22 protein-coding genes are annotated in these 22,882 nt (G+C 69.1%); 7 read left to right on the top strand and 15 right to left on the bottom strand.

The window, feature by feature from the left end; translation table 11 throughout:
* The first annotated feature begins 132 nt into the window (after positions 1–132).
* Positions 133–912 (top strand): hypothetical protein, encoded by a 780-nt coding sequence (locus Q8Q85_09915; GenBank protein MDP3774570.1) that lies wholly within the window; start codon positions 133–135, stop codon positions 910–912.
* Between the two features lie 194 nt (positions 913–1,106).
* Positions 1,107–3,203 carry an elongation factor G gene (fusA, locus tag Q8Q85_09910; GenBank protein MDP3774569.1) on the top strand — a complete coding sequence of 699 codons (2,097 nt, stop codon included), beginning with the start codon at positions 1,107–1,109 and terminating at the stop codon, positions 3,201–3,203.
* 81 nt (positions 3,204–3,284) lie between these two features.
* Here fusA and Q8Q85_09905 read toward each other — a convergent pair whose 3' ends face one another.
* Positions 3,285–4,403, bottom strand: a complete 1,119-nt coding sequence (locus Q8Q85_09905; protein MDP3774568.1) for a DUF4097 family beta strand repeat-containing protein — start codon at positions 4,401–4,403, stop codon at positions 3,285–3,287.
* A 247-nt stretch (positions 4,404–4,650) separates the two neighbouring features.
* Here Q8Q85_09905 and Q8Q85_09900 point away from each other — a divergent pair, with 247 nt between their 5' ends.
* Entirely contained in the window at positions 4,651–7,059 is a 2,409-nt protein-coding gene (locus Q8Q85_09900) for an ABC transporter permease (GenBank protein ID MDP3774567.1), read from the top strand.
* A gap of 7 nt (positions 7,060–7,066) precedes the next feature.
* Here the strand turns inward: Q8Q85_09900 and thyX are convergent, their stop codons facing one another.
* A complete protein-coding gene (gene thyX / locus Q8Q85_09895; protein MDP3774566.1) occupies positions 7,067–7,819 on the bottom strand; it encodes an FAD-dependent thymidylate synthase in 753 nt (250 codons plus the stop codon).
* Between the two features lie 59 nt (positions 7,820–7,878).
* Positions 7,879–9,501, bottom strand: coding sequence for an FAD-binding oxidoreductase (locus Q8Q85_09890; GenBank protein MDP3774565.1), 1,623 nt, complete (start codon positions 9,499–9,501; stop codon positions 7,879–7,881).
* Positions 9,502–9,569: 68 nt separating this feature from the next.
* Here Q8Q85_09890 and Q8Q85_09885 point away from each other — a divergent pair, with 68 nt between their 5' ends.
* Complete coding sequence (locus Q8Q85_09885; GenBank protein ID MDP3774564.1) at positions 9,570–9,902, top strand: hypothetical protein; 333 nt, start codon at positions 9,570–9,572, stop codon at positions 9,900–9,902.
* A gap of 17 nt (positions 9,903–9,919) precedes the next feature.
* Entirely contained in the window at positions 9,920–10,957 is a 1,038-nt protein-coding gene (locus Q8Q85_09880) for a squalene/phytoene synthase family protein (GenBank protein ID MDP3774563.1), read from the top strand.
* Positions 10,958–11,014: 57 nt separating this feature from the next.
* Here the strand turns inward: Q8Q85_09880 and Q8Q85_09875 are convergent, their stop codons facing one another.
* The 9 genes from Q8Q85_09875 to Q8Q85_09835 form a co-directional block, all read right to left on the bottom strand.
* On the bottom strand, positions 11,015–11,515 hold the full coding sequence (locus Q8Q85_09875; GenBank protein MDP3774562.1) for a hypothetical protein: 501 nt from the start codon (positions 11,513–11,515) through the stop codon (positions 11,015–11,017).
* A complete protein-coding gene (locus tag Q8Q85_09870; protein ID MDP3774561.1) occupies positions 11,512–12,036 on the bottom strand; it encodes a hypothetical protein in 525 nt (174 codons plus the stop codon). The genes Q8Q85_09875 and Q8Q85_09870 overlap by 4 nt, the downstream gene beginning before the upstream one ends.
* Positions 12,037–12,131: 95 nt before the next feature.
* Positions 12,132–12,740, bottom strand: coding sequence for a DUF2231 domain-containing protein (locus Q8Q85_09865; GenBank protein ID MDP3774560.1), 609 nt, complete (start codon positions 12,738–12,740; stop codon positions 12,132–12,134).
* Entirely contained in the window at positions 12,740–13,627 is an 888-nt protein-coding gene (locus tag Q8Q85_09860; GenBank protein MDP3774559.1) for a 3-hydroxybutyryl-CoA dehydrogenase, read from the bottom strand. Before Q8Q85_09860 ends, Q8Q85_09865 begins: the two co-directional genes overlap by 1 nt.
* 22 nt (positions 13,628–13,649) lie before the next feature.
* The gene (locus Q8Q85_09855; GenBank protein ID MDP3774558.1) at positions 13,650–14,534 is read right to left on the bottom strand and encodes a hypothetical protein; all 885 of its coding nucleotides are present in this window, start codon (positions 14,532–14,534) and stop codon (positions 13,650–13,652) included.
* Between the two features lie 7 nt (positions 14,535–14,541).
* Positions 14,542–15,426 carry a slipin family protein gene (locus Q8Q85_09850; protein MDP3774557.1) on the bottom strand — a complete coding sequence of 295 codons (885 nt, stop codon included), beginning with the start codon at positions 15,424–15,426 and terminating at the stop codon, positions 14,542–14,544.
* Positions 15,427–15,436: 10 nt separating this feature from the next.
* Positions 15,437–16,648, bottom strand: coding sequence for an acetyl-CoA C-acetyltransferase (locus tag Q8Q85_09845; protein ID MDP3774556.1), 1,212 nt, complete (start codon positions 16,646–16,648; stop codon positions 15,437–15,439).
* Between the two features lie 231 nt (positions 16,649–16,879).
* Positions 16,880–17,953: an isocitrate/isopropylmalate family dehydrogenase gene (locus Q8Q85_09840; protein MDP3774555.1), complete on the bottom strand. Its 1,074-nt coding sequence runs from the start codon at positions 17,951–17,953 to the stop codon at positions 16,880–16,882.
* Positions 17,950–18,690, bottom strand: a complete 741-nt coding sequence (locus Q8Q85_09835; protein ID MDP3774554.1) for a zinc ribbon domain-containing protein — start codon at positions 18,688–18,690, stop codon at positions 17,950–17,952. Before Q8Q85_09835 ends, Q8Q85_09840 begins: the two co-directional genes overlap by 4 nt.
* Before the next feature lie 41 nt (positions 18,691–18,731).
* Between Q8Q85_09835 and Q8Q85_09830 the strand changes: the two genes are divergently transcribed.
* Positions 18,732–19,595, top strand: coding sequence for a hypothetical protein (locus Q8Q85_09830; protein ID MDP3774553.1), 864 nt, complete (start codon positions 18,732–18,734; stop codon positions 19,593–19,595).
* Complete coding sequence (locus Q8Q85_09825; protein MDP3774552.1) at positions 19,592–20,035, top strand: hypothetical protein; 444 nt, start codon at positions 19,592–19,594, stop codon at positions 20,033–20,035. The genes Q8Q85_09830 and Q8Q85_09825 overlap by 4 nt, the downstream gene beginning before the upstream one ends.
* A gap of 33 nt (positions 20,036–20,068) precedes the next feature.
* Here Q8Q85_09825 and Q8Q85_09820 read toward each other — a convergent pair whose 3' ends face one another.
* From Q8Q85_09820 to selD, 3 genes are all read right to left on the bottom strand, one after another.
* On the bottom strand, positions 20,069–20,617 hold the full coding sequence (locus tag Q8Q85_09820) for a ribonuclease H (protein ID MDP3774551.1): 549 nt from the start codon (positions 20,615–20,617) through the stop codon (positions 20,069–20,071).
* 79 nt (positions 20,618–20,696) lie between these two features.
* On the bottom strand, positions 20,697–21,533 hold the full coding sequence (locus Q8Q85_09815; GenBank protein MDP3774550.1) for a universal stress protein: 837 nt from the start codon (positions 21,531–21,533) through the stop codon (positions 20,697–20,699).
* Positions 21,534–21,590: 57 nt separating this feature from the next.
* Complete coding sequence (gene selD, locus Q8Q85_09810; GenBank protein MDP3774549.1) at positions 21,591–22,676, bottom strand: selenide, water dikinase SelD; 1,086 nt, start codon at positions 22,674–22,676, stop codon at positions 21,591–21,593.
* Positions 22,677–22,882: the final 206 nt, after the last annotated feature.

Genomic DNA, 22,882 nt, shown 5'->3' with positions numbered 1-22,882 from the left:
GTTGCAGTGGCTGGCAGTCAACAGGTGGCAGGTGGCAGGGGCACGCCCTTGCATGTCCCTTGGATCCGGGATAAGCTCGCTCGGCTTTCCCGGTGGCCACCCGCGTAGTGCGAGAACTCCCGGAGGTATCTTATGTCGTTCAGCTCGCGTCACCACAGTGGCGTTCGCGCCGGCGGTGCCGTCTGCGCGCTGATGGTCGGTCTCGTATCATGCAGCAAGCGTGAGGTCGTTCAGGGCGAGTGCCGGCCCATGAACGGCGCCGATGTCTGCGTGTGGAGCGAGAGCTCCGGCAACAGAGTGGTCGCGTTCGGGGCGACCGTTCCCGTGAGCTCGCTCGAGAACGCGCCCGCGGAAGCCCCCATGGTGTGGCCGCCGGTTCCGGCCGCCGTCATCCCGCTCTCCGAGGCCGTCAGCGGAGCGACCGGCTTCAAGGTGGTGACGTTGTACTGGGAGGCCCATGGCCATCCGCCGGCTCCGTTCATGGTCCCCCACTTCGACTTCCACTTCAATACCATCTCCGCCGCCGAAATCGACGCGATAGACTGCGCGGATTCGACCAAGCCGGCCCAGCCGCCCGCGGCTTACGAGCTTCCCGATATCGCCATCCCGCAGCTGGGCACTCTCATCGGCCTCTGCGTGCCGAAGATGGGGATGCACGCGCTGCCCGCGGCCGAGCTGACCGCTACGACGCCGTTCCAGAAAACGATGGTCATGGGGTACTATCGAGGCCGGCCGATCTTCGTGGAGCCGATGGTCTCCCGCGCGACGCTGCTGGAGCGGCGCAGCTTCGATCTCGACATCCCGGCGTTGGCCGGCCTTCCGGCGAACGTTCACTATCCGACGCACTTCCGCGCCGATTACGACAGCACCGCGCAGTCCTACCGGTTCGTGTTCTCCGGCATGGCGTCGTAAGGGGCTCTGCGGCCGCGGTCGCCGCCGCTTCGCGCAGATCACCTGCCGATGACCGCGATTCCGCGCGCGCTATCAACGGCGCGGCGCTCGGGAATGCCCGTTTGCGCTCAGTTGACACCCCAACTCCGACGCGGCTAGGTTACCCGCCCCGTCCGAATCGAGCGCCCAGAGGCCATGAACGCGAAGGTCACATCATGAAGGAATACGCGAGTACAGCCATCCGGAACGTGGCCGTAGTCGGCCACGGAGGCAGCGGCAAGACCAGCCTGGTCGACGCCCTCGCCTTCGTGGCCGGCTCCAGCAAACGACACGGCCGCGTCAAGGACGGCACCGCCCTCACCGACTACTCTCCCGACGAAACCGAAAAAGGCTACAGCATCAACCTCGCCCTCGCCTACGCCGAGTGGGAGGGCGCCAAGATCAACCTTATCGATACGCCCGGCTACCTCGACTTCGCGGGCGACGCGATGGCCGGCGTCTACGCCGCCGACGCCTCGCTCATCGTCCTCTCGGCCACCTCCGGCGTCGAGGTCGGCACCGAAAAGGTCTGGGAGTATTCGCAGACCTGCGGCCACCCGCCCGTCTTCTTCGTCTCGCTGATGGACAAGGAGCACGCGAACTTCGAGAGGGTCTACCAGGATATCCGCGATCACCTCACTCCCAAGGCGATCCCGGTCGAGATCCCGGTCGGCGAGGGTCCGGCCTTCCGCGGCATCATCAACCTCATCACCCGGAAGGCGCACCTCTACAAGAAGGGCACCAAGACCGGCGAGTACGACGAGCAGGGGATCCCGGCGGAGATGGAGGCCAAGTACGAGAAGTACGAGAAGGACCTGATCGAGACGGTCGCCTCGACCGACGACGCGCTCCTCGAGCGCTACCTCGAGGGCGGCGAGATCGGTCACGATGAACTGGTCAGGGCGATGCGAACGGCGCTCACCAAGGGCGAGCTCTATCCCGTCTTCTGCGGCGCGTCGGAGCTGACGTACGGGATGCGCGCGCTGCTGTCGGAGATCGTGGAGCTGGTCCCCTCGCCGGCGGAGAACGAGCCGAAGCAGGCCGAACGGTGGGGGAGCGCGGACAAGATCACCGTCGCGCCGACCGACGACGCGCCGTTCACGGCGCTGGTCTTCAAGACGATGTCCGAGCCCCACGTCGGCGACGTGTCGTTCTTCCGGGTCGTATCCGGGTGCGTCAGGAACGGCCAGGAGGTCTTCAACGCCGCGCGCGGCGCGGCGGAGAAGCTCAACCACCTGTCCATCGCGCAGGGCAAGGAGAAGGTTGAGGTCGCGACCCTCCACGCCGGTGACATCGGCGCGGTCGCGAAGCTGCGCGAGACGCACACCAACGACACGCTTTCCGCGCCGGGGATGCCCGTCGTGCTGCCCCGGGTGCCGTTCCCCGAGCCGGTCATCCACGTGGCGATCGAGGCGAAGGTGAAGGGCGAGGAGGACAAGATCTCCATCGGCCTCGGGAAGCTGCACGAGGAGGACCCGACCTTCCACTGGGAGTACAACGGCGAGGTCCGGCAGACGTGGATCCGCGGCCTGGGCGAGCGCCACCTCGAGGTGATCCTCGGCCGGCTGGCGCGGAAGTTCGGCGTGCACGCGGGCACGGTGAAGCCCAAGATCCCCTATCGCGAGACCATCAAGGGGAAGGCCGAAGGGGAAGGGAAGCACAAGAAGCAGACCGGCGGCCGCGGACAGTTCGGCGACTGCTGGATCCGGATGATGCCGCTCCCTCGAGGCAGCGGCTACGTCTTCGATGATCAGATCGTCGGCGGCTCGATACCGGGCAAGTTCATTCCGGCAGTGGATCGGGGGATCCAGGAAGCCTCCCAACGCGGCGTGCTAGCCGGATGCCCCATGGTGGACTTCAAGGTCGAGCTGTTCGACGGCAAGTACCACGACGTGGACTCGAACGAGATGTCGTTCAAGATGGCGGGCATCCTCGCCTTCAAGAACGTCGCGCCCAGCTGCAAGCCGATCCTCCTCGAGCCACTAAGCGACCTCGAGGTTTTCACGCCTGAGGAGTATCTGGGCAACGTGATGGGCGACCTCAGCTCACGCCGCGGCCAGATCCTGGGTACCGAGCCCGACGGCCGAATGGTGAAGCTGAAGGCTGTGGTGCCCGAGGCCGAGTTGTATAAGTACGCCACCCAGCTCCACTCGTTGACGCACGGACGCGGGACCTGTCGCGGGAAGTTCAAGCAGTATTCTGAGGTGCCGCCGGATGTGGCTGCGAAGATTGCGGAAGAGCATAAGAAGGAGCACAAAGAAGAAGGGGAGTAAGGGGAGTAAGGGGAGTGAGGGACGGTCCCGACCCTATCTCCCCTATCTCCCTTATCTCCCCTAACTCCCCTAACTCCCTTCCTACCGTATCGTCACCCCACCAGAGCCGGTATCCACGCGAATCCGTCCCCGTCCTTCGCCGAACCTCAACACCATCCCGTCAGAATCCCGCCGCTCGAAGATGGCACCGGTGCGCGCCACCTGGATCCCGCCGCTGCCCGTGTCTATGCTGAGCCGCGCGTTCACGTTGGCCGGCAGGCCGAGGCTCACGCGGCCCGAGCCGGTGTCGATCAGCAGGTCGTCTATCTCGCCGCCGGCGTACGTCAGGTCGGCATCGCCGCTCCCCGTGTCGATGACTCCGTGCCGCGCGGTGAGGCGGTCGGCCCGCACGTCGCCGCTGCCGGTGTCGAAGCGGAAGCGCTCCACCCGGACGTCAGCCACGTCTACTTCGCCCGAGCCGGTGTCGATGTCGAGTAGATCGCCGGTCATGTTGCGGACGGTGCCGCTGCCGGACCCGGTGTCGATCCGGAGCGTGCCCTGCGCGCCGGTGACCTCGACGTTGCCGGATCCCGTGTCGAAGAGCCAGGAGCCCGCGATGTCGGTCGCGACCGCGTCAGCGCCCCAGGTATCGATCAACCCGTCGCCGGTCACGCCATTGACCGTGACAAGACCTACCGCCAAATGCAGCTTGATCACGCGGCCGTCGGGCACGGTGATCTCGAGGTTGGCCGAGCCCCGGAACCCGCCGTTGCCTCCGATCTCGATCTCGTCGCTGCGCATCCGGCGTCCGATCCGCCGCAGGACCGATCCTTGGTCGTTACCGTCGCCGCCGAACGTGCCATCCGGGCGGAGCCGCAGGGTAGTGCGGCCGCGGCCGCCGTTCCGGTCGCCCTCGGGGTCCGCGATCCGGTCGATATCCCGGGGATAGACGACCCTCAAGACGCCCCGGTCCCGTTCCTGGTCGAATTCGAAGTTGATCGCGTTGCCATCCGGCCCGACCCGCGTGGCCGTGACCACGATGTCGCTGCCGGTGCCGCGGCGCAGCGTTACGTGTCCCGCGACGTCGTAGATGTCGAGCCGATGCTGGGAGACCGCCAGGCGCTGGCCCGGCTGAACGGTCTGCTGGGCTCCCGCCGCGCCTGCGATGGGGGCCAGGGCCAATGAGATGAGCCAGGGGGCTCGCACGAGGTGACGGCGCACGGTGTCCTCCGAGGGAATCGGGTGTCCATCTTCTAAGACCTCGCCCGGTGCCCAAAGGTTGATTCGCGAGGGTTCCTCACGGGTTTCCGCGCTGTCCGATTCCGGAACCGCGAGTCGCGCAAGCGGGCACTTTGCGCCGCGGCGCTCCGACCTAACCACAGGCCCGGCAAGCGTCTGCGCGGCGGGCACGGCGTGGCGCGGATGTTGCTCTTCACGGGGGCCAAGTGCGGCACACCCTGGAGCCATCATGACATCGTTGATCGCGGACCTGCGATTCGCCGGGCGACAGCTGGTGCGGCGTCCGGGACTCACCCTGATTGCCGTTGTGACCCTCGCCCTGGGCACCGGCGCGAGCACGGCCATCTTCGGCATCGTGGACCGGGTGCTCCTGCGGCCGCTCCCGTTCCCCGAATCCAGCAGGCTCGTGGCGCTGTGCGAGACCCACCCTTCGGTGGAAGGGCTCTGCGTCGCCTCCCCGCCTAACGTCGAGGACTGGTCGCGCGAGAGCCGCACGCTCGCGTCGATCGGCCTCGGCCGCAGCTGGTCGTATTCCATGCAGGTGGAGGCAGGCGGCGCGGAGGGCGTGAGCGGTGGCCTCGCGACGCCGGGTCTGTTCCGCACCCTCCAGGTCGAGCCGGCGCTGGGCCGCCTCCTGCTGCCCGAGGACCTGACGCCCTCAGGCCGTCACGTGGCGATCCTGAGCGACCAGCTGTGGCGCGCCCGGTTCGGCGGCGACCGCGGCGTCCTGGGCCGGAGCCTGGTGCTGGACGGCGAGTCTTACGAGATAGTCGGGGTTCTGAAGCCGGGGAGCGAGGTCCCGCACCTCGACTACGTGCGGGTGTGGGTGCCGCTGCCGTTCGACCCCCGCGACGACGAGAACCGGCGCTGGCGCGGGTTCATGACCATCGGCCGATTGGCGCCCGGCGTCTCGGCGGCGGCGGCGATGGCCGAGCTGGGCGGCATTCAGCGGGCCCTCGGCGAGCGCCACCCCGAGACGAACCGGGGCTGGGGTGTGGGGGTGGAGCCGCTGCTCGACAGCGTGGTGGGCGGGGTGAGGACGACCCTGCTGGTGTTCATGGGCGCCGTGGCGATCCTCCTGCTGGTGGCGTGCGCGAACGTGGCGAACCTGCTCATCGCGCGCGGCCAGACGCGGGAGCGGGAGTTCGCGGTGCGCGCGGCCCTCGGCGCGCGGCCCGCGCGGCTGTTCCGGCTGATCGCGACGGAGAGCGTGCTACTGGCCCTGGTTGGAGGGGTCACCGGGGTCCTGGTGGCCTCGTGGGCGACGGACGTGCTGCTGGCGCTCATGCCGGGCAACCTGCCGCGCCTGCATGGCGCCGGCCTGGACGCCCGGGTGCTCACGTTCGCGCTCTTGCTCACCGGGGTCGCCGGCCTGCTGGCTGGCTTCGGCCCGGCGCTGCGGGCGTCGCGGCTGGACCTGACGGGGGTGATGAAGCAGGGGCACCAGCAGGCCGGGTGGCGTTCCGTGCTCGGTTTGCGCGGCGGTCTCGTCGTCGCCGAAGTGGCGATGGCGTTCGTGCTCGCGACCGGCGCCGGGCTGCTGGCGCGCGGCTTCGCGAGCCTGCTCCGGTGGGAGCCGGGGTTCGAGCAGGAGCACCTGCTGACCTTCTGGACCTATGCGTCACAAGGGAAGTACCCGGATGCGCCGCGGGTGTCGGCGCTGTTCGAGCGAGTCGCCGATGCGATGCGGTCCATCCCGTCGGTCACGTCCGTCGGCATGACCTCGAGCGGTCCGCTGTTCGGTGGCGAGGAAACGGGTGAGTTCGTGATCGAGAGCGCGCCGGCCGCCGCGGGCACGCCGGTCGTGGCGCGCTGGTACGACATGAGCCCGGACTACTTCCGCACCCTTGGTCTCCCGATACGCCGTGGCCGGCCTCTCGGCAAGGAAGACCGCGCCGGCGCGCCGCGCGTGGCGCTGATCAACGAGGCGATGGCGCGTCGCTACTTCGCCGGGCAGGACCCGATCGGCAAGCGGGTGCGAATGAAGAACCACGACGAGGCAATCGAGGTCGTGGGCGTGGTGGCGGACATCCCGCCGTTCGTTCCGGGCACGTCCGCCCCGCCGGAGATCTACTGGCCGTACCAGCAGTCGCCGCGCTGGGCGAGCTTCCTCGTGCTGCGCACGAGCGGCGATCCCGCCCTGATAGCCGGCGCGGTGGAGGCGCGGCTGCGGGAGGTCGACCCCGACATGAGCCCGAGCAACGTCGCGACCATGGGCGACTTGGTCGACGCGGAGCTGAAACGCCCCCGGTTCAACATGCTGCTGATCGGCGTCTTCGCGGCACTGGCCCTGACGCTCGCCGCCGTGGGGGTGTACGGCGTGGTCGCCGCGTCGGTGACGGCACGCACCCGCGAGATCGGCGTGCGGGTGGCCCTCGGGGCCACGGCGGGTGGGGTGCAGAGGATGATCATGCGGGAAGGGATGGGGCTCGCGGGCGCCGGGCTGCTCATCGGCCTCGCCGCCGCCGCCGGCCTCTCGCGGTTCGCGACCAGCCTGTTGTACGGGGTGCGCCCCACGGATCGGGTCACGTACGCGAGCGTGGCGCTCGTCCTCGCGGCGGCCACGGCGATGGCCTGCTTCGTGCCGGCGCGGCGCGCCAGCCGGGTGGATCCGATGGAGGTGCTGCGGTCCGACTAGTCCGGCGTCAGACCTTATGGTACCCGACCCTCGCCGCCTCCGCCTTGTCCTCCGCGCGGTAGATCTCGAAGTCGTCGAAGAACGCCGGCGCCTCGGCCTGGAGCACCCGCAGCACGGCCACCGCCATGCGCCGGATCTCCTGCTCGGCGCCCTCGCTGCAGCGAAGCTCGAGCATCGTCCGCCAAGCCCGCACGTTGCCGCTCGCCACGATCTTGGTCTCCGTAGCGTTGGGCAGCACCGACCGCGCTGCCTCCCGCGCCATCTTCCGGCGGTGGCCCTTGTCCTCCACCCACGAGTAGCGCTTCATCAGCCCTTCGACCAGGCGAACGTACGCATCCTGGTCGGACCCGACCTGCTTCTCCCACTCCGCCTCGAGCGCGCCGTCGCCCTGGATCGCGGGTGGCATCACGAACGCCGCGTGAGACTCGTCCACGTAGCGCTGGCTCAGCTGGCTGTAGCCGAAACCCGCCCGGTGCCTCACGAGCTCGTGCGAGCAGGAACGCGAGATCCCCTCGATCAGCAACACGTACACGGCGTGCTCCAGCACCGAGCCGTGGCCCTGCTTCTTGATGTTCTCCAGGTAGTCGCGCGTGCTGCGACTGGCCGGGTTCTTCTGGCTCATGTAGCACAGCCTTCCGGCGTACTCGGCGAGCCGCTCACCGGCCGTCGATTCGCCGATCCATTGGACCGGCAGGTGCGCCGGCTCAACGAAATCGGGCCGGGCGATGAGCGTGACGAGCGGCGATCGGAGGATGTCCATGAAGTGAGTGATAAGTGATGGGTGATATGGGTGATGAGTGATGGGTGATGAGCGATGCGCTACGGGTGAGCGACTTCGGGGGCCAGGTCCAGGCGGAACGTGCCCCAGGCCGCATCGCGCTCGATCTGGCGCAACAGGCTCGCGACATCGCGCGGGATCGAGGGCGCGCCTGCGCCGAACTTGAGCGCGTCGCGCGGCAGCGAGGGCTGCGCCCCGCGCTCCGGGATCTTCACTCCCGGGTTAAGGATACCCTTGGGGTCGAAGGCCGCCTTCACCCGCCGGCATACTTCGACGAACGGCCCGCCGAGCAGCTGCTCCAGGAAGGGCGCTCTCAGCCGGCCGTCGCCGTGTTCGCCGGACAGGGTCCCCGAAAGTTCTATCTGCAGCAGCGACGCCTCGGCGATGCACGCGTCGAGCCGCTGCGTCACGTCCGGCGCCGTGACGTCCGCGAGGATGTTGGCATGCACGTTGCCGTCGCCCGCGTGGCCGAAGATCACGATCTCGAAACCGCACTTCCGCGCGATTAGGCGGAGGCCGCGGAGGTACACGCCGAGCTCGGCGGGAGGGACGCAGCCGTCTTCCACGACCTGGAGCGACCGCATGTGATCGGGCAGCGCGGCCAGGATCGGGCTCGCGAGGTGCCGCAGCTCCCAGAGCCGGCTGACCGCGTCCGGGTCGTTGGCGAAGCGGGTTGAAGCGGCGATGCCCTCGAGCGCCTTCGCGGCCCCTCGTCCGTCGCCCTCGAACTCCACCAGCAGCACCGCTTCGGTGGCTGCCGGCACCGGGCAGTGCGCGGCCGCGCGGACGAAGTCCAGATAGGTCTTGTCGAGCAACTCGCACCCACATGGGTCGAGCGGCGAAAGCGCTTCCACCGCGGGCGCGACGGCGTCGAGCGCGTCCAGCGTGACCAGCAGCGTCGTGCGGTCCCCGGGTAGCGGCGCGAGGCGGACTTCGACGGCCGTGACGACCGCCAGCGTCCCCTCGCTCCCGATGAGCAGATGCCGGATCCATCCGGGGTCCGGCTGATTCGCCAGGAAGTAGCCGCTGGAGTTCTTGCGGGTCTTCGGCTGGCGCTCTTCCAGCACGAGCTGGATCTGCCTCATATATGGTGCGACGTCCGAGTGGAGCCGCCGCTCGGCGGCCGTCAGCAGGTCCGGCGGCGGGTCCTCGCGCCCCGCTCGGCCTATCTCGCCATCCGCGGTGATGAACTCGATCGCTTCCACCCAGTCGCGGATCGGGCCGTACTTGAGGCTCCGCGCGCCCGCGGCGTTGGTGCTCACCATCCCGCCCAGGGTGCAGAACGCGCCGCTCGACGGATCCGGAGGCAGATGCAGCCCCGGTGCGGCAGCGGCTCCGTTCAGGTCGCGGTAGGTGAGCGACGCGCCGGCGCGCGCCGTGCGCTTTGCGGCATCTACCGTGACGGGCTCGCGGAATGCCTGCGTCAGGTCCACCACCACGCCCGGCCCGACGTTGCCGCCCGGCATGCCGCTCCCCGCCCCGCGCGGCACCAGCGGCGTGCCGGTCTCGCCGGCCCAGCGGACCAGCAGCGCGGCGTCGTCCAGGTCGGAGGGCACGGCGACCGCCGCCGGAATGATGCGGAAGACGCCGGCACCCTCGCTGTAAAGGGCGCGCGCGATGTCATCGGTGCGGAAGGTGCCACGGAAGCCGGCGGGAGTCTGCACGACGGGCAAGCTAACGGCCGCGCCTTTGGGTTGACAAGCGCGCGGCGGGCGGTGATACTCGCCGTTTCATGGCCACTTCCGCCACTCACGTCCGCGCCAACAAGGCCGAGCTGATCCACATCGAGGTGGACCGCCGGCTGGCGCACGAGTGGGACGAGTGGAACGGCAACAGCGTTGCCCGGCCAATGCAACTTCGCCGCCCCGTTTCCCGCTTCCTCAAGTTCCATCGCGCCGCGTTGGGCCGCCCGCAGGCTCGAAGGGCCCATGCGGCGATACGACGCATGCTGAGGCTCGATCCGTTTCCGCTCGGTGGCGTACGCTACATCATCTGGGCAACGCTGGGTCTTGCGACGCTGATTCTCGCAGGCTCGGTGATCACGGCTGTGATCATCGGTCATTGATACGGCCCGGAAGAGGCATGCCTCACGGGACTGTCGCGGTGAATGACGAGCGTTACTGCCGCCTCATGCTGCCCAAGGTTTCTCGGACCTTTGCGCTGACCATTCGCCTGCTTCCGCCGGAGCTGGGATACACGGTCACCATCGCGTACCTCCTCTGCCGGATCGCGGATACCATCGAAGACGCCGCGAACATGGAACCCGCGGCACGGGTGATTCTGCTCTCGAGGTTTCGCGATACCCTGGCCGATGCGAGCATGGACGCGGCACCGCTCCGCATTGCGTTTGCCGGCGCTACAGTGCCGGACCAGGCGCTCGTGCGGGATTCGGATAACGTTCTGCGGGAGTACTGGAGACTGTCGCGCGAGGAGCGTGAGGCCATTCGGCCCAGCGTCCAGGAGATGTGCGACGGTATGGCGAGCTTCGTTATGTCGTTCGCCGCACGATCCGGCCAGGTTCGGATGCTCGATAGCGTCGCGGAGCTGGAGCGTTACTGCTACTACGTTGCCGGCACGGTGGGTCATCTCCTGACGAGACTGTTCGTTCTGCATGGGCGCCGCCTGCCATCGGCCCGGACCGACCGCCTGTGGACGCTATCGACGCGCTTCGCGCTGGGTCTGCAGGTCACCAACATCCTCCAGGACGTCGCCGCGGATGCAGAGCGCGGCGTGGGCTTCGTCCCGCACGAGCTGCTCGCGCAGGGCCAAGGCGACGCCGGTTGCCCCGGGCCAACCGCGCCCGCGCTTAACGCCCTGGTGGAGCTGGCTCTGGCCCGCCTCTGGGACGCCATCGACTACTGTGCCTGCCTGCCGCGGAATCAGTATAGGATCCGGCTGTTCTGCCTCGCGGCGCCATATTTCGCCGTCCGGACACTGCGCTCTGTGCAGCTGCAGCTCGAATCGGGGCTCGCGCAGCCAAGGCCGAAGATCAGTCGTGCCGCAGTCTATCGGACACTTGTCGTGACGATCCTCGTCGCACCATCTAACAGGCTCATGCGTGCCTATTTTAGCCTCCTCGCGGGAGGCGTCCGCGTGACTTCGCGCCCGCATAGGGACTGAGCTCGACGCCGAGCCCTTCGGCGGTCTTCAAGCGGATCGGCGGTGGCAAGGGTTTCGTCACCTCCCCAGCCGGCCCGTCACCCGCTCCATCAATCGTCGCGCCACGTCCATGGCCGGGTGGTCCCGCGGTGCTTCGCGCTCACGGCGGCGGCTGCCGAAGGCGTCGACCGCGTGCTGCGTCACCTCCAGGTAGAGCCGCACCGGGCCGCCCATGGTATCGGCGACCGCGAGGAACCTGAAGCGCACCTCGCGCTCGTCGCGCGGGTAGTCGAGCGCGGTCGTCTCCAGGTTCGAGATGTCGAACCAGGTGGATTCCACGAGGCCCGTGTCCGGACGGAACTGCTCGATGCCGATCCCGTCGTCGTTGAAGGCCGCGAGCGCCGCGCTCGATGCTTCGCGCACGCTCCTGGTGGTCGTGGCCTGGATCGCGCTCGGCAACGGGCGACTGCGCGCCGGCGATCGGTAGCAGGCCGGAAACAGGATGACGGACGAACCGACCGACAGAACGACGATGGACCCGACGCGGCGTCGCGCTCGGAGGAATCGCGATGCGATCATGGTGTCAGCCTCCGCCGCGCGTTGCGCAGCACATCATCGAGCAGTATCCGGCCCTGGTGCCCGTCCGGTGCCATGCGCTCCAACTCCCGCTGGGGCATGCTCGGGTCGAACACCATGCGCGTGACGCACTCGGCCAAGAGTCGAGTCTTCCCGGAGACCGGGTCCGCGAAGAATCGGAGCTTCACGACCCGGTCCAGGTCGCGCGCGTCCGCCGGGCCCGACTGGCGGGTGCCGAGGTCGTACCACTCGGTTTCGAGGTAGCCCTCTTCCGGAGACACGAAGAGTAGCCGCAAACCCGCGGTCTGCACCTCAGTAGCCAGCGCGCGGATCACCGCGTCGGCCGGCTGGTCCAGCTGTACCAGGACGCTGCCGGGCACCGGTCCGTAACGTGGCCGCACCCCTCCCAACCCGGCGCAGCCGGCCGCCGTCGCAGCGAGAAGGACCCAGAGCGCCGCTCGAATGGTCCGCTGCGCACCCTCCTCCTGCGCGTCGGCGCGTCGGCGCGTCTGCGCGTCTGTCATTGCTGCGCGTCGGCGCGTCTGCGCGTCTGTCATTGCTGCGCGTCGGCGCGTCGGCGCGTCTGTCATTGCTGCGCGTCTGTGCGTCTGTGCGTCTGTCACTGGTGCGGGTGTGGCGTGCTGTCGGTGTGGGCTTGCGGCCGCGCCGAGTCGGGCGCCATCGCCTTCATGCTGTCCGCGCCCGTCGCGCCGCCCGGCGCCGGGGCCTCCTCGCCTTCCTCGTGTTCGTGCTGCTCGCCGCCGCGCTGCTCGATGATCTCATGCATTTGCGCCGCCTTGATGCCGAGCGCGTGGTCGAACATCAGCGAGCCGCCGATCTTCGACGTGTAGACCATCAGAGCCACGCCGATCACGCCCGCGGTGAGAGCGACGGGCTGCTCCTTCTCGCCCCACACGCCCCGGCGCACGATGCGCCACAGCGCGAGCAGGCCGAAGAGCACCAGCACGATGATGCCGAGGGTCTCGTGTGTCTCCATCACCGCATGGGCCTGGTCGCTGTGCTCGATCACGTCCTCCGCCATCAAGCCGGCTAGTATCGCGGCCCCCGTCCCCAGCACCCCGACGACCAGCGTCCAAAAGCCGGCCGCCTTGAGGGAGTCTCGCTTGGTGAAGATCCCCAGCATGTCGAACAGCACCGAAACGAGCAGGAGCGCCGCGGGAAAGTCGTTCAGCGCGGCATGCAGGCGAGGCCAGTCGTAGCCGAACATCACAGCCCCAGATCGCTGAGGGTGGGCGGGGTCGTGGAGTAGTCGTAGAACCCCTTCCCCGACTTCTTGCCGTAGTACCCCGCGAGCACCATTCGCTTCAGGAGCGGCGGAGGAGCGTAACGCGCGTCGCGGTACTCCGCGAACATGATCTCCGCGATCCTGTAGGTCGTGTCGAGCCCGACGAAGTCGAGCAGCACGAACGGCCCCATCGGATAGCCGCAGCCCAGCTGCATCGCCTTGTCCATGTCCGGCGCGCTGGCTACCCCGTGCTCGAGGTGCCGGATCGCGTCGAGCAAGTACGGCACCAGCAGCAGGTTGACGATGAAGCCGGAGTTGTCCTTCGCGGCGACGGGCTCCTTGCCGAGCTCCCTCCCGAAGGCGAAGGCGCGCTCGAAGGTCTCCTTCGACGTCGTGACCGTGCGCACCACCTCGACCAGCTTCATTAGCGGCACGGGATTGAAGAAGTGGAGCCCGACGAACTTGTCGGCGCGCTTCGTCGCCGCGGCCATCGCGGCGATCGTCAGGCTTGACGTGTTCGACGCGAAGACCGTGCGGGATGGGCAGAGTGCGTCGAGCTCTTTCCACATCGCGTTCTTCGTCTCGAGGTCCTCGACCACCGCCTCGATGACGATATCGCAGTCCTTGAGGTCGGCGACCTTGGTGCTGAAACGCAGGCGGCCCAGCGTGGCGTCGCGCGCCGCGGAATCCAGCTTGCCCTTCTCGACCAGCTTGTTGAGGGAGCCGGTGATGGCGCCCTTGCCCTTGGCTAGCAGCTCGTCGCTGACTTCGCGGACCACGGTCGTGAAGCCGGCGGCGGCAGCGGTCTGGGCGATGCCGCTGCCCATCAGACCGCAGCCGAGGACGCCGACCGTATTGATCTCGGTCATGTTCTCTCTGTTCGAGTGGATGTCAAGTGGATGGCGGCAGCCGGCCCTGCTGCCGGGTGGATTCGGAGACCTCCGCGATCGCCTTGCGGATCTCGAAGGCGACGCGCACGAACGGCGACGGCGCGGGGCCGCGGTGCCGCGGCTTGATCTCGCCGTGTTCCAGCCGGTCGAGCACCTGCTCGAGCGCCAACTGCATGCGGGCGTTCCGGCTCTTCTGCATCCGTGCCGCCAGCACCGGTGAGGCGGCCCCTGCCGCCAGGGGCACGGCCGCCACCAGCGCGATCAGCGCCGGCACGCCCCCCGTGATCGTCAGCAGCCAGATGGTGCCCACCCCCACCACGCCGAGCGCGCCGGCCGCCGTGAGTCCGGCGCCCGCGGCGCGCGAGCGCATCGCGGACAGGTCCGCCGTCAGCGCGACATGGCAGTAGCCGTCCTCGAGCTGCGCCACCCCCACCGCCACGTCGAGCGCGCGAGCGAGGTGATAGTTCTTCCCGCCGACGCCCAGCCCGCGCTTCATCTCGGCGAAGAAACCCTTCTGGCGCTCCCACACCGTCCGGTCGGGAAGGCGGCGCTTGATCGCCATCGCCTCGCCCTCCGCCATCCAGTGATTCAGCGCCGCCTCGACGGTCGCCTTGTCGCCGGGCACGACTCGCCCCGCGCTCACCAGCCGCGGCCCGAGCCAGCGCGCCAGGAAGCCTTTTTCGGCAGACCCACCGGCCGACTGCTCGTACAGCGCCTGCCGCAGGAACCGCCCGTCTATCCCCACCTCGCCGCCGAGCTTGAGGAGCTCCGCCTCGGTCATTTCGTCGCCGGTGTCCATCTCGCCGGCCTGGAGCTCCGCCGCGCGCTGGATGATGCGCTCCAGCGCGTCGCGGGCGATGCGGCGTGCGGGTAGGTCACCTGCCATCGGCGAGTTACGCCTTCCGCTCGGCGCCCTCACGTGCGGGCGGGAGCGCGGGCTCGGACGCGGGCGTGCCCAACGCGGCCCGGGTGCCGCCCGCCAGCGGCGGAGCGGGAGCGCGCGCGTCCGCGGGGGCGCTTCCGCCACCCCGCTCGTACGCTTGCAGGAACGGGCGGATCAGGTCGAGCGGGAACGGGAAGAAGGTCGTGGAGTTCTTCTCCGACGCGATCTCCGCCACCGTCTGGAGATACCGAAGCTGGATGGCCACCGGCTCGGCGCCCATGATGTGCGCCGCCTGGGTCAGCTTCTCGGATGCCTGGAGCTCGCCCTCGGCGTTGATCACCTTGGCTCGCCGCTCGCGCTCGGCCTCTGCCTGTTTCGCCATCGCGCGCTTCATCTCCGCCGGCAGGTCCACGTCTTTCACCTCGACCGCCGTGACCTCTATGCCCCAGGGGTCGGTGCGCCGGTCGATGATCTGCCGCAGCGTCTCGTTGATCTTCTCCCGCTCGGCCAGCAGGTCGTCCATCTGGTGCTCGCCCAGCACGCTGCGCAACGTGGTCTGCGCCAGCTGGCTCGTGGCGTAGAGGTAGTTCTCCACCTGGATGATCGCGGCCGCAGGGTCCCTGACCCGCATGTAGAGCACTGCGTTCACCTTCACCGACACGTTGTCGCGCGTGATCACGTCCTGCGGCGGGATGTCGATCGCCATGGTGCGCATCGACACCCGGTGCATGTGCGCCAGCATGGTGGGCAGGAACTTCAACCCCGGGCCCTTGGTGTTCCAGTAGCGGCCCAGGAAGAAGGACACCCCTCGCTCGTACTGCTTGATGACCCGCAGGCTCGAGAGGGTGTAGACGGCGGCCACCAAGCCGAGGATTTCGAGTACGCCGATCTCCATGGTTCGCTCCCTACTTCGGGAAGGCTTCCACCATCACCGCTATCCCCTGACCGCCGCCGATGCAGGCGCTGCCGATGCCGAAGCGGCCGTCCTTCAGCCGGAGCGCGTGCAGCAGATGTACCGTGATGCGGGTGCCCGACGCCGCGAGCGGGTGCCCGATGGCGATGGCGCCGCCGTGCACGTTGGTCTTCTCGCGCGGCAGGCTCAGTTCCTTCTCCACCGCGATGTACTGCGGCGCGAAGGCCTCGTTGACCTCGATCAGGTCCACCTGGTCCACCGTCATGCCGGTCTTCTGGAGCAGCTTCCGGATCGCCGGCGCCGGGCCGATGCCCATGTACTTGGGCTCCACTCCCGCCACCGCCCACCCGACCAGCCTGCCGAGCGGCTTGAGGCCTTTCTCCTTCGCCAGCTTCTCCGATGCGATCACGCACGCGGCCGCGCCGTCGCAGATGCCGCTGGCGTTCCCCGCCGTTACGAGTCCGTCCTTCTTGAAGTACGGCTTCAGTTTCGCGAGGGTCTCGAGCGTCGTTTCGGGCCGCATGTGCTCGTCGGCGCGGAACTCCACCGGCTGCCGCGTCTTCGGGTCCTTCACCTGGACTCCGACGACCTCGTCCTGGAAGACGCAGTCGTCCCACGCCTTTCTCGCCAGCTGCTGCGAGCGCACCGCATAGGCGTCAACTTCCTCGCGCGTCAGCTGGTACTTCTCGGCGAGGTTCTCGGCGGTCTCGGCCATCGAGAAACCGCACTGCGGGTCCTTCAGCGACTCCCAGAGCAGGTCCTCGAGCTGGGCCGCGGAGCCGAGGCGAACTCCCCAGCGCGCGCCGCGCACCACGTGCGGCGCCTGGCTCATGGACTCGCCGCCGCCGGCCAGGACCGCGTTCGACTCGCCGAGCAGGATCTGCTGCGCGCCCTGCGTGATCGCCTCGAAGCCCGAGCCGCACAAGCGGTTCACGGTGAGCGCCGGCGTCTCGATGAGGAGGCCCGCCTTGAGCGCGACGTGTCGGGCGAAGTAGATGGCGTCGGCCGAGGTCTGGAGGGCGTTGCCGAAGACCGCGTGGTCGATCTCGTTCGCGCCGAGGCCGGAGCGCTCCAGCGCCACGCGGGAGGCGTGGGCTGCGAGGTCGATGGCCGAGAAGTCCTTGAGGGTCCCGCCGAAGGTCCCGAAGGGAGTCCTAACTCCGCTCAGAAAAACGACATCCAGGTCCTTGCCCTGCGTCTTCATAGGTGAAGCGCTCCGCCGGGTTCGGGGTTGGGCGGCCGCTCCATCGCGGCCAGCCATCAAATATCACCCGGGGCGGAGAGGGCAGCAAGGAAGCGCTACGATGCGCACGCTGAGCGGGACACTGTCCGCGGGCAGGTTGGCGTCGATGTCGATCCGATAGTCGCCCGAGAACGACGGGAGGACCATTACCCCATGGCCGAACAAGGGCCCGCGGATTTCTCCAGAATGTGCCTACGGTGTTCCTGTCGCTACGTGCTCGGCCACCCAGGCCGCCGCGGCTCGCGTCCCCGCGGTGCCGCCCAGGTCGGGCGTCCGCACGCCGGCGGCCAGGCCGGCGCGCACGGCGCGCTCCAGCGCGCGCGACGCGTCGGGCTCGTCCAGCTCGGCGAGCATCATCGCCGTGGTGAGGATAGCCGCATAGGGATTTGCGACGTCTTTTCCGGCTAGCGTGGGGGCCGAGCCGTGGACCGGCTCGAAGAGGCCCGCGCGGCCGGGGTGCAGGTTGGCGCTCGCGGCGAGGCCGAGCCCGCCCACGAGCCCGGCCCCGAGGTCCGAAAGTATGTCGCCGTAGAGGTTGTTGGTCACGATGACCTGAAACCGCTCCGGCTCGCGCACCATCTCCATCGCGAGCACATCCACGTAGCGGTGCTCCGGGGTGATCCCCGGGTACTCGGCTGCCACTAGCTTGAATTTCTGCTGCCAGATCCGGTGGGCGGGGACGGCGTTCGACTTGTCGCTCATGGTCACGCGCGTCTTGCCGCGCGCCCGGGCCCATTCGAACGCGGCGCGGATGATCCGCTCCACACCCTTGCCGGTATTCACCTCCTCGGCGACGTACTCGTCGCCTTCCGTGCGTCCGCGACCGAGGTACATCCCCTCAGTATTCTCGCGGAAGATCACGAAGTCTATGCGACGCTCCCCGTCCGTCTGTCCGTCCGTCCGTCGGTCCGTCCTGAGCGGCGTCAGGTCCGGATGCAGCAACCTCACCGGCCTCAAGTTGATGTACAGGTCCAGCCGGAACCGCAGGCCGAGCAGGATGTCGCGCGCGGGCTCGTTGCCGGGGACGCGCGGGTCGCCGACGGCGCCGAGGAGGATGGCGTCCACGTCGTCCTTGAGGTGCGCGAAAGCGGCGTCCGGCAGCGTCTCGCCCGTGGCGAGATAGTGGTCGGCTCCGTAGGGCAGGCGCTCGAGATCGATCTCGAACCCGAAGCGGCGTGCGGCGACCTCCAGGACCGACCCGGCGGCGGCGATCACCTCGGGACCGATGCCGTCACCCGGGATGGTCGCGATTCGGTACCGCTTCAACCGAGGCCCGCGACCTTCTGTCCGCAGGTGATGCAGAAGCGCCAGCCCACGTCCAGCTCGGAGCCGCACGTCGGGCAGTGCACGACCCCGACGTTCTGCCCGCAATGGGGACAGAAGAGGACCGCGCGGCCCACTGGGAGGTCACCGCCGCAGTAGGCGCACGGAGCGCTCACATGCGCGGCGATCTCGCGGGGCCGCGCCACGACCGGCTCTTCGGGCTCCTCTTCCTCTTCGTCCAATACGAAGGGGAGAAGTGCCTGGGCCTCAGCCGCCGCGTCGGCCTCCGGTTGAGTGGCCGGCGGCGGCGGGGTAGCCTCAGCCGCTTCTTCCTCCGTCACGCCGGGCTGGGCTTCGGCCTCGGGCACGGCGCCGCCGAGCGCGTCACTCACGCGGTCGGGATCCAGGTGGACCTTTGCGCCGGTGAACCGGCGGAACAGTCCCGTGTCGGGATTCACGCTCGCCGCCTCCCGCGCGAGCGCCTGGCGCACATCCGCAGGTTCGATGCTGGCGTACCCCCGCTCTCCGGAGAGGAGCCGCAGCACCACCATCTCATAGTCTTCACCCGACTCGATGCCCAGGATCTTGCGGTGGGTGCGATAGGGGACGAGGCTCTCGTACAGTTCCGATATGGGGAACGGCCGGTGGAGCCGGGACGGATCGAGCTCCGCCAGGTTGGCAACCAGCTTGGTGAAGAGCCGGTCGAGCTCGTCGGGAGCCGACGACAACGGGGAAGGCATTGTGGCTCGCGGTCTTGGGGCGGCACGTTAGATTGGTGCGCATGCCGTTGTCAAGAAGAACGTTGTTGGTCGCGGCGCTCGTTGCGGGCGCCGCGCGCGCGGAAGCGCAGTCGCGCCCCGTGGAGCAGCTCGCGTCCACGCGCCCCGAAGTCCAGCTGATGGGCTACTACGCCGCGGTAATGCACTTCGCGCCGGTCGGCTTCGCGGGGCGCGGCAGCCGCTGGGAGATCGGCGGCGACATCACCTATCTCCCCAACCTCTCCGCGGAAGACCAGCAGGTGGGCTTCAACGGCACCAAGGCCGAGGACACGAACTTCTGCCCGGTCTTCCCGCGGCTGCGCGCGGCGCGTGTCACGGGCGAGTGGGCGGTTGACGTCGCTTACCTGCCCGCCGTGAGGGTGTGCGGCGTGAAGCCGCACATGGTCTCGGCCGCGGTGACGCGGCGCTTCGGAGCTTCGTCGACCTGGGGTGGCGCGCTCCGCGCGAGCGCGCACTACGGCACACTCATCGCCGCGATAACGTGCAGCAAGGACGCCGTCGCCGACCCCACGAACACGATCTGTCTGGGCGGGCAGGTCTCCGACGACCAGTACCGGCCGTTCACCCTCGCGCTCGAGGGCGCGCTCACCTACGGCGGCTGGGCTGCTCGGCGGATCGAGCCGTATGCGTTGTTCGGCCTCCGGCGCGATGACCCGCGATTCGACGTCCGTTTCATCAACGTCGCGGACAGCCTCGACGACCGCCGACTGACGCTTGAGCAGGCGCTGTTCCGTCTCCATGTTGCCGCGGGCGCGGCCTGGTCGCCCAGCTCACGGGTCCGCTTCGGCGGCGAGGTGTTCTACGCGCCGCGCGCGCTGCTCACGGTGCGCTCGCGCGCGAGCATCGCGCTCGGAGGTGGCTCGTGAAGGGGACGGTGGCTCTGGGCGGCCTACTGGCGGCGGCGCTCTGCGCCTCCGCGTGCCCCGACCTCAGGATCAACCAGCCGCAGGTCTCCGGGAACCATCCCATCGCTGCCCCGTCGTTCAGCGCCGACATCCAGCCCATCCTCACCCAGAGTTGCGCCACCAGCAGCGCCTGCCACTCGGGCGCCACCTCGCAGCTCGGGCTCGACCTGGACGCGGGTCAGTCGTACGGCGGTCTCGTCAACGTCGTGGCCGTGCTTGACCCGAGCCTTCAGCGGGTGAACCCCACCAAGCCCGACTCGTCGTTCTTCATCCTCATGATGGAGGGCGATGCGGCGAAGCGGGGCGGGGGCAGACAGATGCCGCTGAGCGGCACACCGCTGCCCGCCGCGGTGATTCTGACGATGAAGAACTGGATCACGAACGGGGCGCTGAACAACTAGCCGGAGGGACTGACGGACGGTAGTCGGCAGCGGTCAGTCGAGCAGCAGTTCCGCGTCCGGATCGAAGTCCAGGTACTTCTCCTTCTCTCGCTCTTTCCGCAGCCACCCCTCGAAGCCCGACTCGATCAGCTCGCCCGACGTCCGCTGTTCCCGAGCCGCTGTGGTAGCGAGGAAGTCCGCGTATTCGTTCTTCGGGTTTTCGGCGTGGCCCCTCACCCATCGCCAGCACACCTCGTGCGTCTCGGCCAGATCGGCGAGCTCCTGCCACAACTCCGGGTTCTTGACCTTGCGCCACTCGCGCCGCCGCCAGCCCGGGAGCCACTCCGTCATGCCGCGCACCAGGTACTGGGAGTCGGACACGAACTCGAGCGCGACCGAGCCTCCCCTCGCGCCTAACAGATCGAGCGCGAGGATCGCCGAGCGGAGCGCCATGCGGTTGTTGGTCGTGTCAGGTTCCGACGTGTAGTAGTCGCGCCGCTCCACGACGCCGGAGCGCCGACGCACTTCGACGAGCCCGCCCGCCCCGCCAGGGTTCGGCGGCTCGGTGCCGTTGCCCAGGCACGCCTCGTCCGCGTGGACCAGGATGCGGCGAGGAGCGCCCGGTGCGCCGGTGCGCCCGTGCGCCTGTGCGCCTGTGCGCCCGCGCGCCTGTGCGCCCGTCTTATCGATTGACGATCACCGGGACTGCCGTGGCCCTGAGCAGCTTCTCGGCGGTTGATCCTATCGACCACGAATGGCGTCCGCGGCCTCCATGCGCGCCGACGACGAGCAGGTCGCAGCCCGAACCCTCGATGAAGCCGGCCACGGCCCTGCCGATGTCCCCGGTGAGCCGGTGCGTCTCGTAACTCACGCCCTGCCCGGAGAGGAAGGCACCGGCCCGGGCGAGCAACGCGTCTCCGGCCACCGCATCCTCGGTGACGTGAACGATGTCGAGGCGCACGGCGACCGCGACGGCGTAGCGCGCCGCCACGGCGAGCGCCTGCGTGCTGTGCTCTCGCCCGTCGTACGCGACCACCGGCCGCTCGCACGGGGATGGATGCTCGCCTGCCACGAGCACCGGTTTGGGCGACTTCTTTATGATGTGCGCCGTCACCTCGCCGAGCGTGCCCGGGGCTTCGTGCATCTCGCCGCGGCGGCCGACCACGATCGCCTCGGCCTGCCCGGCCAGGCGCACCAACTCCTCGTCCACCAGCCCGACCGCCTTGACCGTCTCCACCGCGAGCCCGGCCGCACGGACTCGCGCGGCGCCGCCTTCGAGCAGCCTCTCCGCGCGCTCGTCCAGCGCGCGGCCGAGCTCGGCTGAAACTGGAGCGAGCGGCAAGCCTTCGGTCCACAGCGGTGCGGCGGATTCGTAGAGCGGCGCCTCGAGGATGCGGACGTCGACGATGGCGGCGAGGACGATCGTGGAATGGAAGCGGCGGGCGAGGTCGATGGCAGCCGTCAGTGCGGACTCGGCTCCCGCGGAACCGTCCAGCCCAACGAGCAACCGGGTAAACATCAGGCAGGATGCCGCCAGGGGAGGGCCGGTGTCAAGCGGGGCGACCCCGGCCCCCCTTCATCCCGGCACGGGGCTGCCGGCGTGAACGGCCAGCGCGCCCGGGCTGCCTTCGGCGACGATGCCCACCACCGAGGCGGCAAGGGTCCCGCGGGCGCGCAGCTCCTCCAGGAGCCGCCCCACGACGTCGCGCGGGGCCGCTATCAGCAGGCCTCCGGACGTTTGCGCATCCGCGAGGATGATCCGGCCGATCTGGCCCACGGCGTCGTCGAACGCCGTGGTTCCCGCGAGCGACTCGAGATTCCGGGTAGTGCCGCCGGGGACGTGGCCAGCCTCGGCGAGGGAGACCACGTCCGGCAGGAGCGGTACCGCACCGGCCCAGACCTCCGCGGCGCATCCGCTCGCCGCCATCATCGAGCGCAGGTGGCCGAGAAGCCCGAAGCCGGTGACGTCGGTCGCTGCCCGTACGCCCGCGAGCCGTGCCGCCGCCGCGGCGCCGTCGTTCAGGGTCGTCATCACCTGGATCGCCGCCGCGATCGTGGCGGGCGACGCGGCCTCGCGCTTTATCGCCGTCGCGATGATCCCCGAGCCGATCGGCTTGGTAAGCACCAGCCGGTCTCCAGGACGGGCGGCCGCGTTGGTGGTCATCCGGTCCGGATGCACTTCGCCCACCGCGACCAGGCCGAACTTCGGCTCGGGGTCGTCTATCGAGTGCCCGCCCACGATGACCGCGCCCGCCTTGGCGACCACGTCGGCCGCGCCGCGCAGGACCTCGCCCAGGGTCTCGAGCGGCAGCGTGCCCCGCGGCCACCCGACCAGGTTGAGGCAGTAGAGGGGCCGCCCGCCCATCGCGTACACGTCCGACAGCGCGTTCGCTGCCGCAATGCGGCCGAAGTCGTAGGCGTCGTCCACGATCGGCGTGAAGAAATCCGTCGTCAGGACCAGCGCGCGCTCCGCGTCCAGGCGGATGACGGCGGCGTCGTCGCCACCGCTCGCATCCACCAGCACCGAAGGGTCGGTGCTCGGGGGGACGAAGCGCAGGACCTGCGCTAGCTCAGCGGGGCCGAGTTTGCAGGCTCAACCCGCGCCGTGGGAGAGCGTGCTTAGGCGGATGTGGGGCCGCTGATCGCGGGGAGCGTCGGTCATTGGTCGGCCTCGGCGGAAGGGGTTCTTCTGGTCACTCCTGCTGTGCTTGTGCTCCGGTCCTCCGGTCCTCCTGTACTCCCGCGCTGCGCGTCTGTGCGTCTGCGCGTCTGCGCGTCCGTCCTTACTAAGCGTACTCCCTCGCCACCAACCAGGCCCGCAGCGCCACCAAGGTGCGTTCTTCCGCGCGTGGCCCGCTGCCCAGCGTG

It is taken from the genome of Gemmatimonadales bacterium (assembly GCA_030697825.1).
In the GTDB taxonomy this organism is placed as follows: Bacteria; Gemmatimonadota; Gemmatimonadetes; order Gemmatimonadales; family JACORV01; genus JACORV01.
The sequence above is the reverse complement of the archived record's forward strand: the minus strand, read 5'-3'. Positions and strand labels throughout refer to the sequence as shown.

Coding starts and splice junctions, on each gene's coding strand:
- Q8Q85_09815 (MDP3774550.1), bottom strand. CDS start 21,533: ATGTTTACCCGGTTGCTCGTTGGGCTGGACGGTTCCGCGGGAGCCGAG.
- thyX (MDP3774566.1), bottom strand. CDS start 7,819: ATGGACATCCTCCGATCGCCGCTCGTCACGCTCATCGCCCGGCCCGAT.
- fusA (MDP3774569.1), top strand. CDS start 1,107: ATGAAGGAATACGCGAGTACAGCCATCCGGAACGTGGCCGTAGTCGGC.
- Q8Q85_09830 (MDP3774553.1), top strand. CDS start 18,732: ATGCCGTTGTCAAGAAGAACGTTGTTGGTCGCGGCGCTCGTTGCGGGC.
- Q8Q85_09885 (MDP3774564.1), top strand. CDS start 9,570: ATGGCCACTTCCGCCACTCACGTCCGCGCCAACAAGGCCGAGCTGATC.
- Q8Q85_09860 (MDP3774559.1), bottom strand. CDS start 13,627: ATGACCGAGATCAATACGGTCGGCGTCCTCGGCTGCGGTCTGATGGGC.
- Q8Q85_09880 (MDP3774563.1), top strand. CDS start 9,920: ATGCCTCACGGGACTGTCGCGGTGAATGACGAGCGTTACTGCCGCCTC.
- Q8Q85_09875 (MDP3774562.1), bottom strand. CDS start 11,515: ATGATCGCATCGCGATTCCTCCGAGCGCGACGCCGCGTCGGGTCCATC.
- Q8Q85_09865 (MDP3774560.1), bottom strand. CDS start 12,740: ATGTTCGGCTACGACTGGCCTCGCCTGCATGCCGCGCTGAACGACTTT.
- Q8Q85_09900 (MDP3774567.1), top strand. CDS start 4,651: ATGACATCGTTGATCGCGGACCTGCGATTCGCCGGGCGACAGCTGGTG.
- Q8Q85_09835 (MDP3774554.1), bottom strand. CDS start 18,690: ATGCCTTCCCCGTTGTCGTCGGCTCCCGACGAGCTCGACCGGCTCTTC.
- Q8Q85_09850 (MDP3774557.1), bottom strand. CDS start 15,426: ATGGAGATCGGCGTACTCGAAATCCTCGGCTTGGTGGCCGCCGTCTAC.
- Q8Q85_09855 (MDP3774558.1), bottom strand. CDS start 14,534: ATGGCAGGTGACCTACCCGCACGCCGCATCGCCCGCGACGCGCTGGAG.
- Q8Q85_09870 (MDP3774561.1), bottom strand. CDS start 12,036: ATGACAGACGCGCAGACGCGCCGACGCGCCGACGCGCAGGAGGAGGGT.
- Q8Q85_09915 (MDP3774570.1), top strand. CDS start 133: ATGTCGTTCAGCTCGCGTCACCACAGTGGCGTTCGCGCCGGCGGTGCC.
- Q8Q85_09845 (MDP3774556.1), bottom strand. CDS start 16,648: ATGAAGACGCAGGGCAAGGACCTGGATGTCGTTTTTCTGAGCGGAGTT.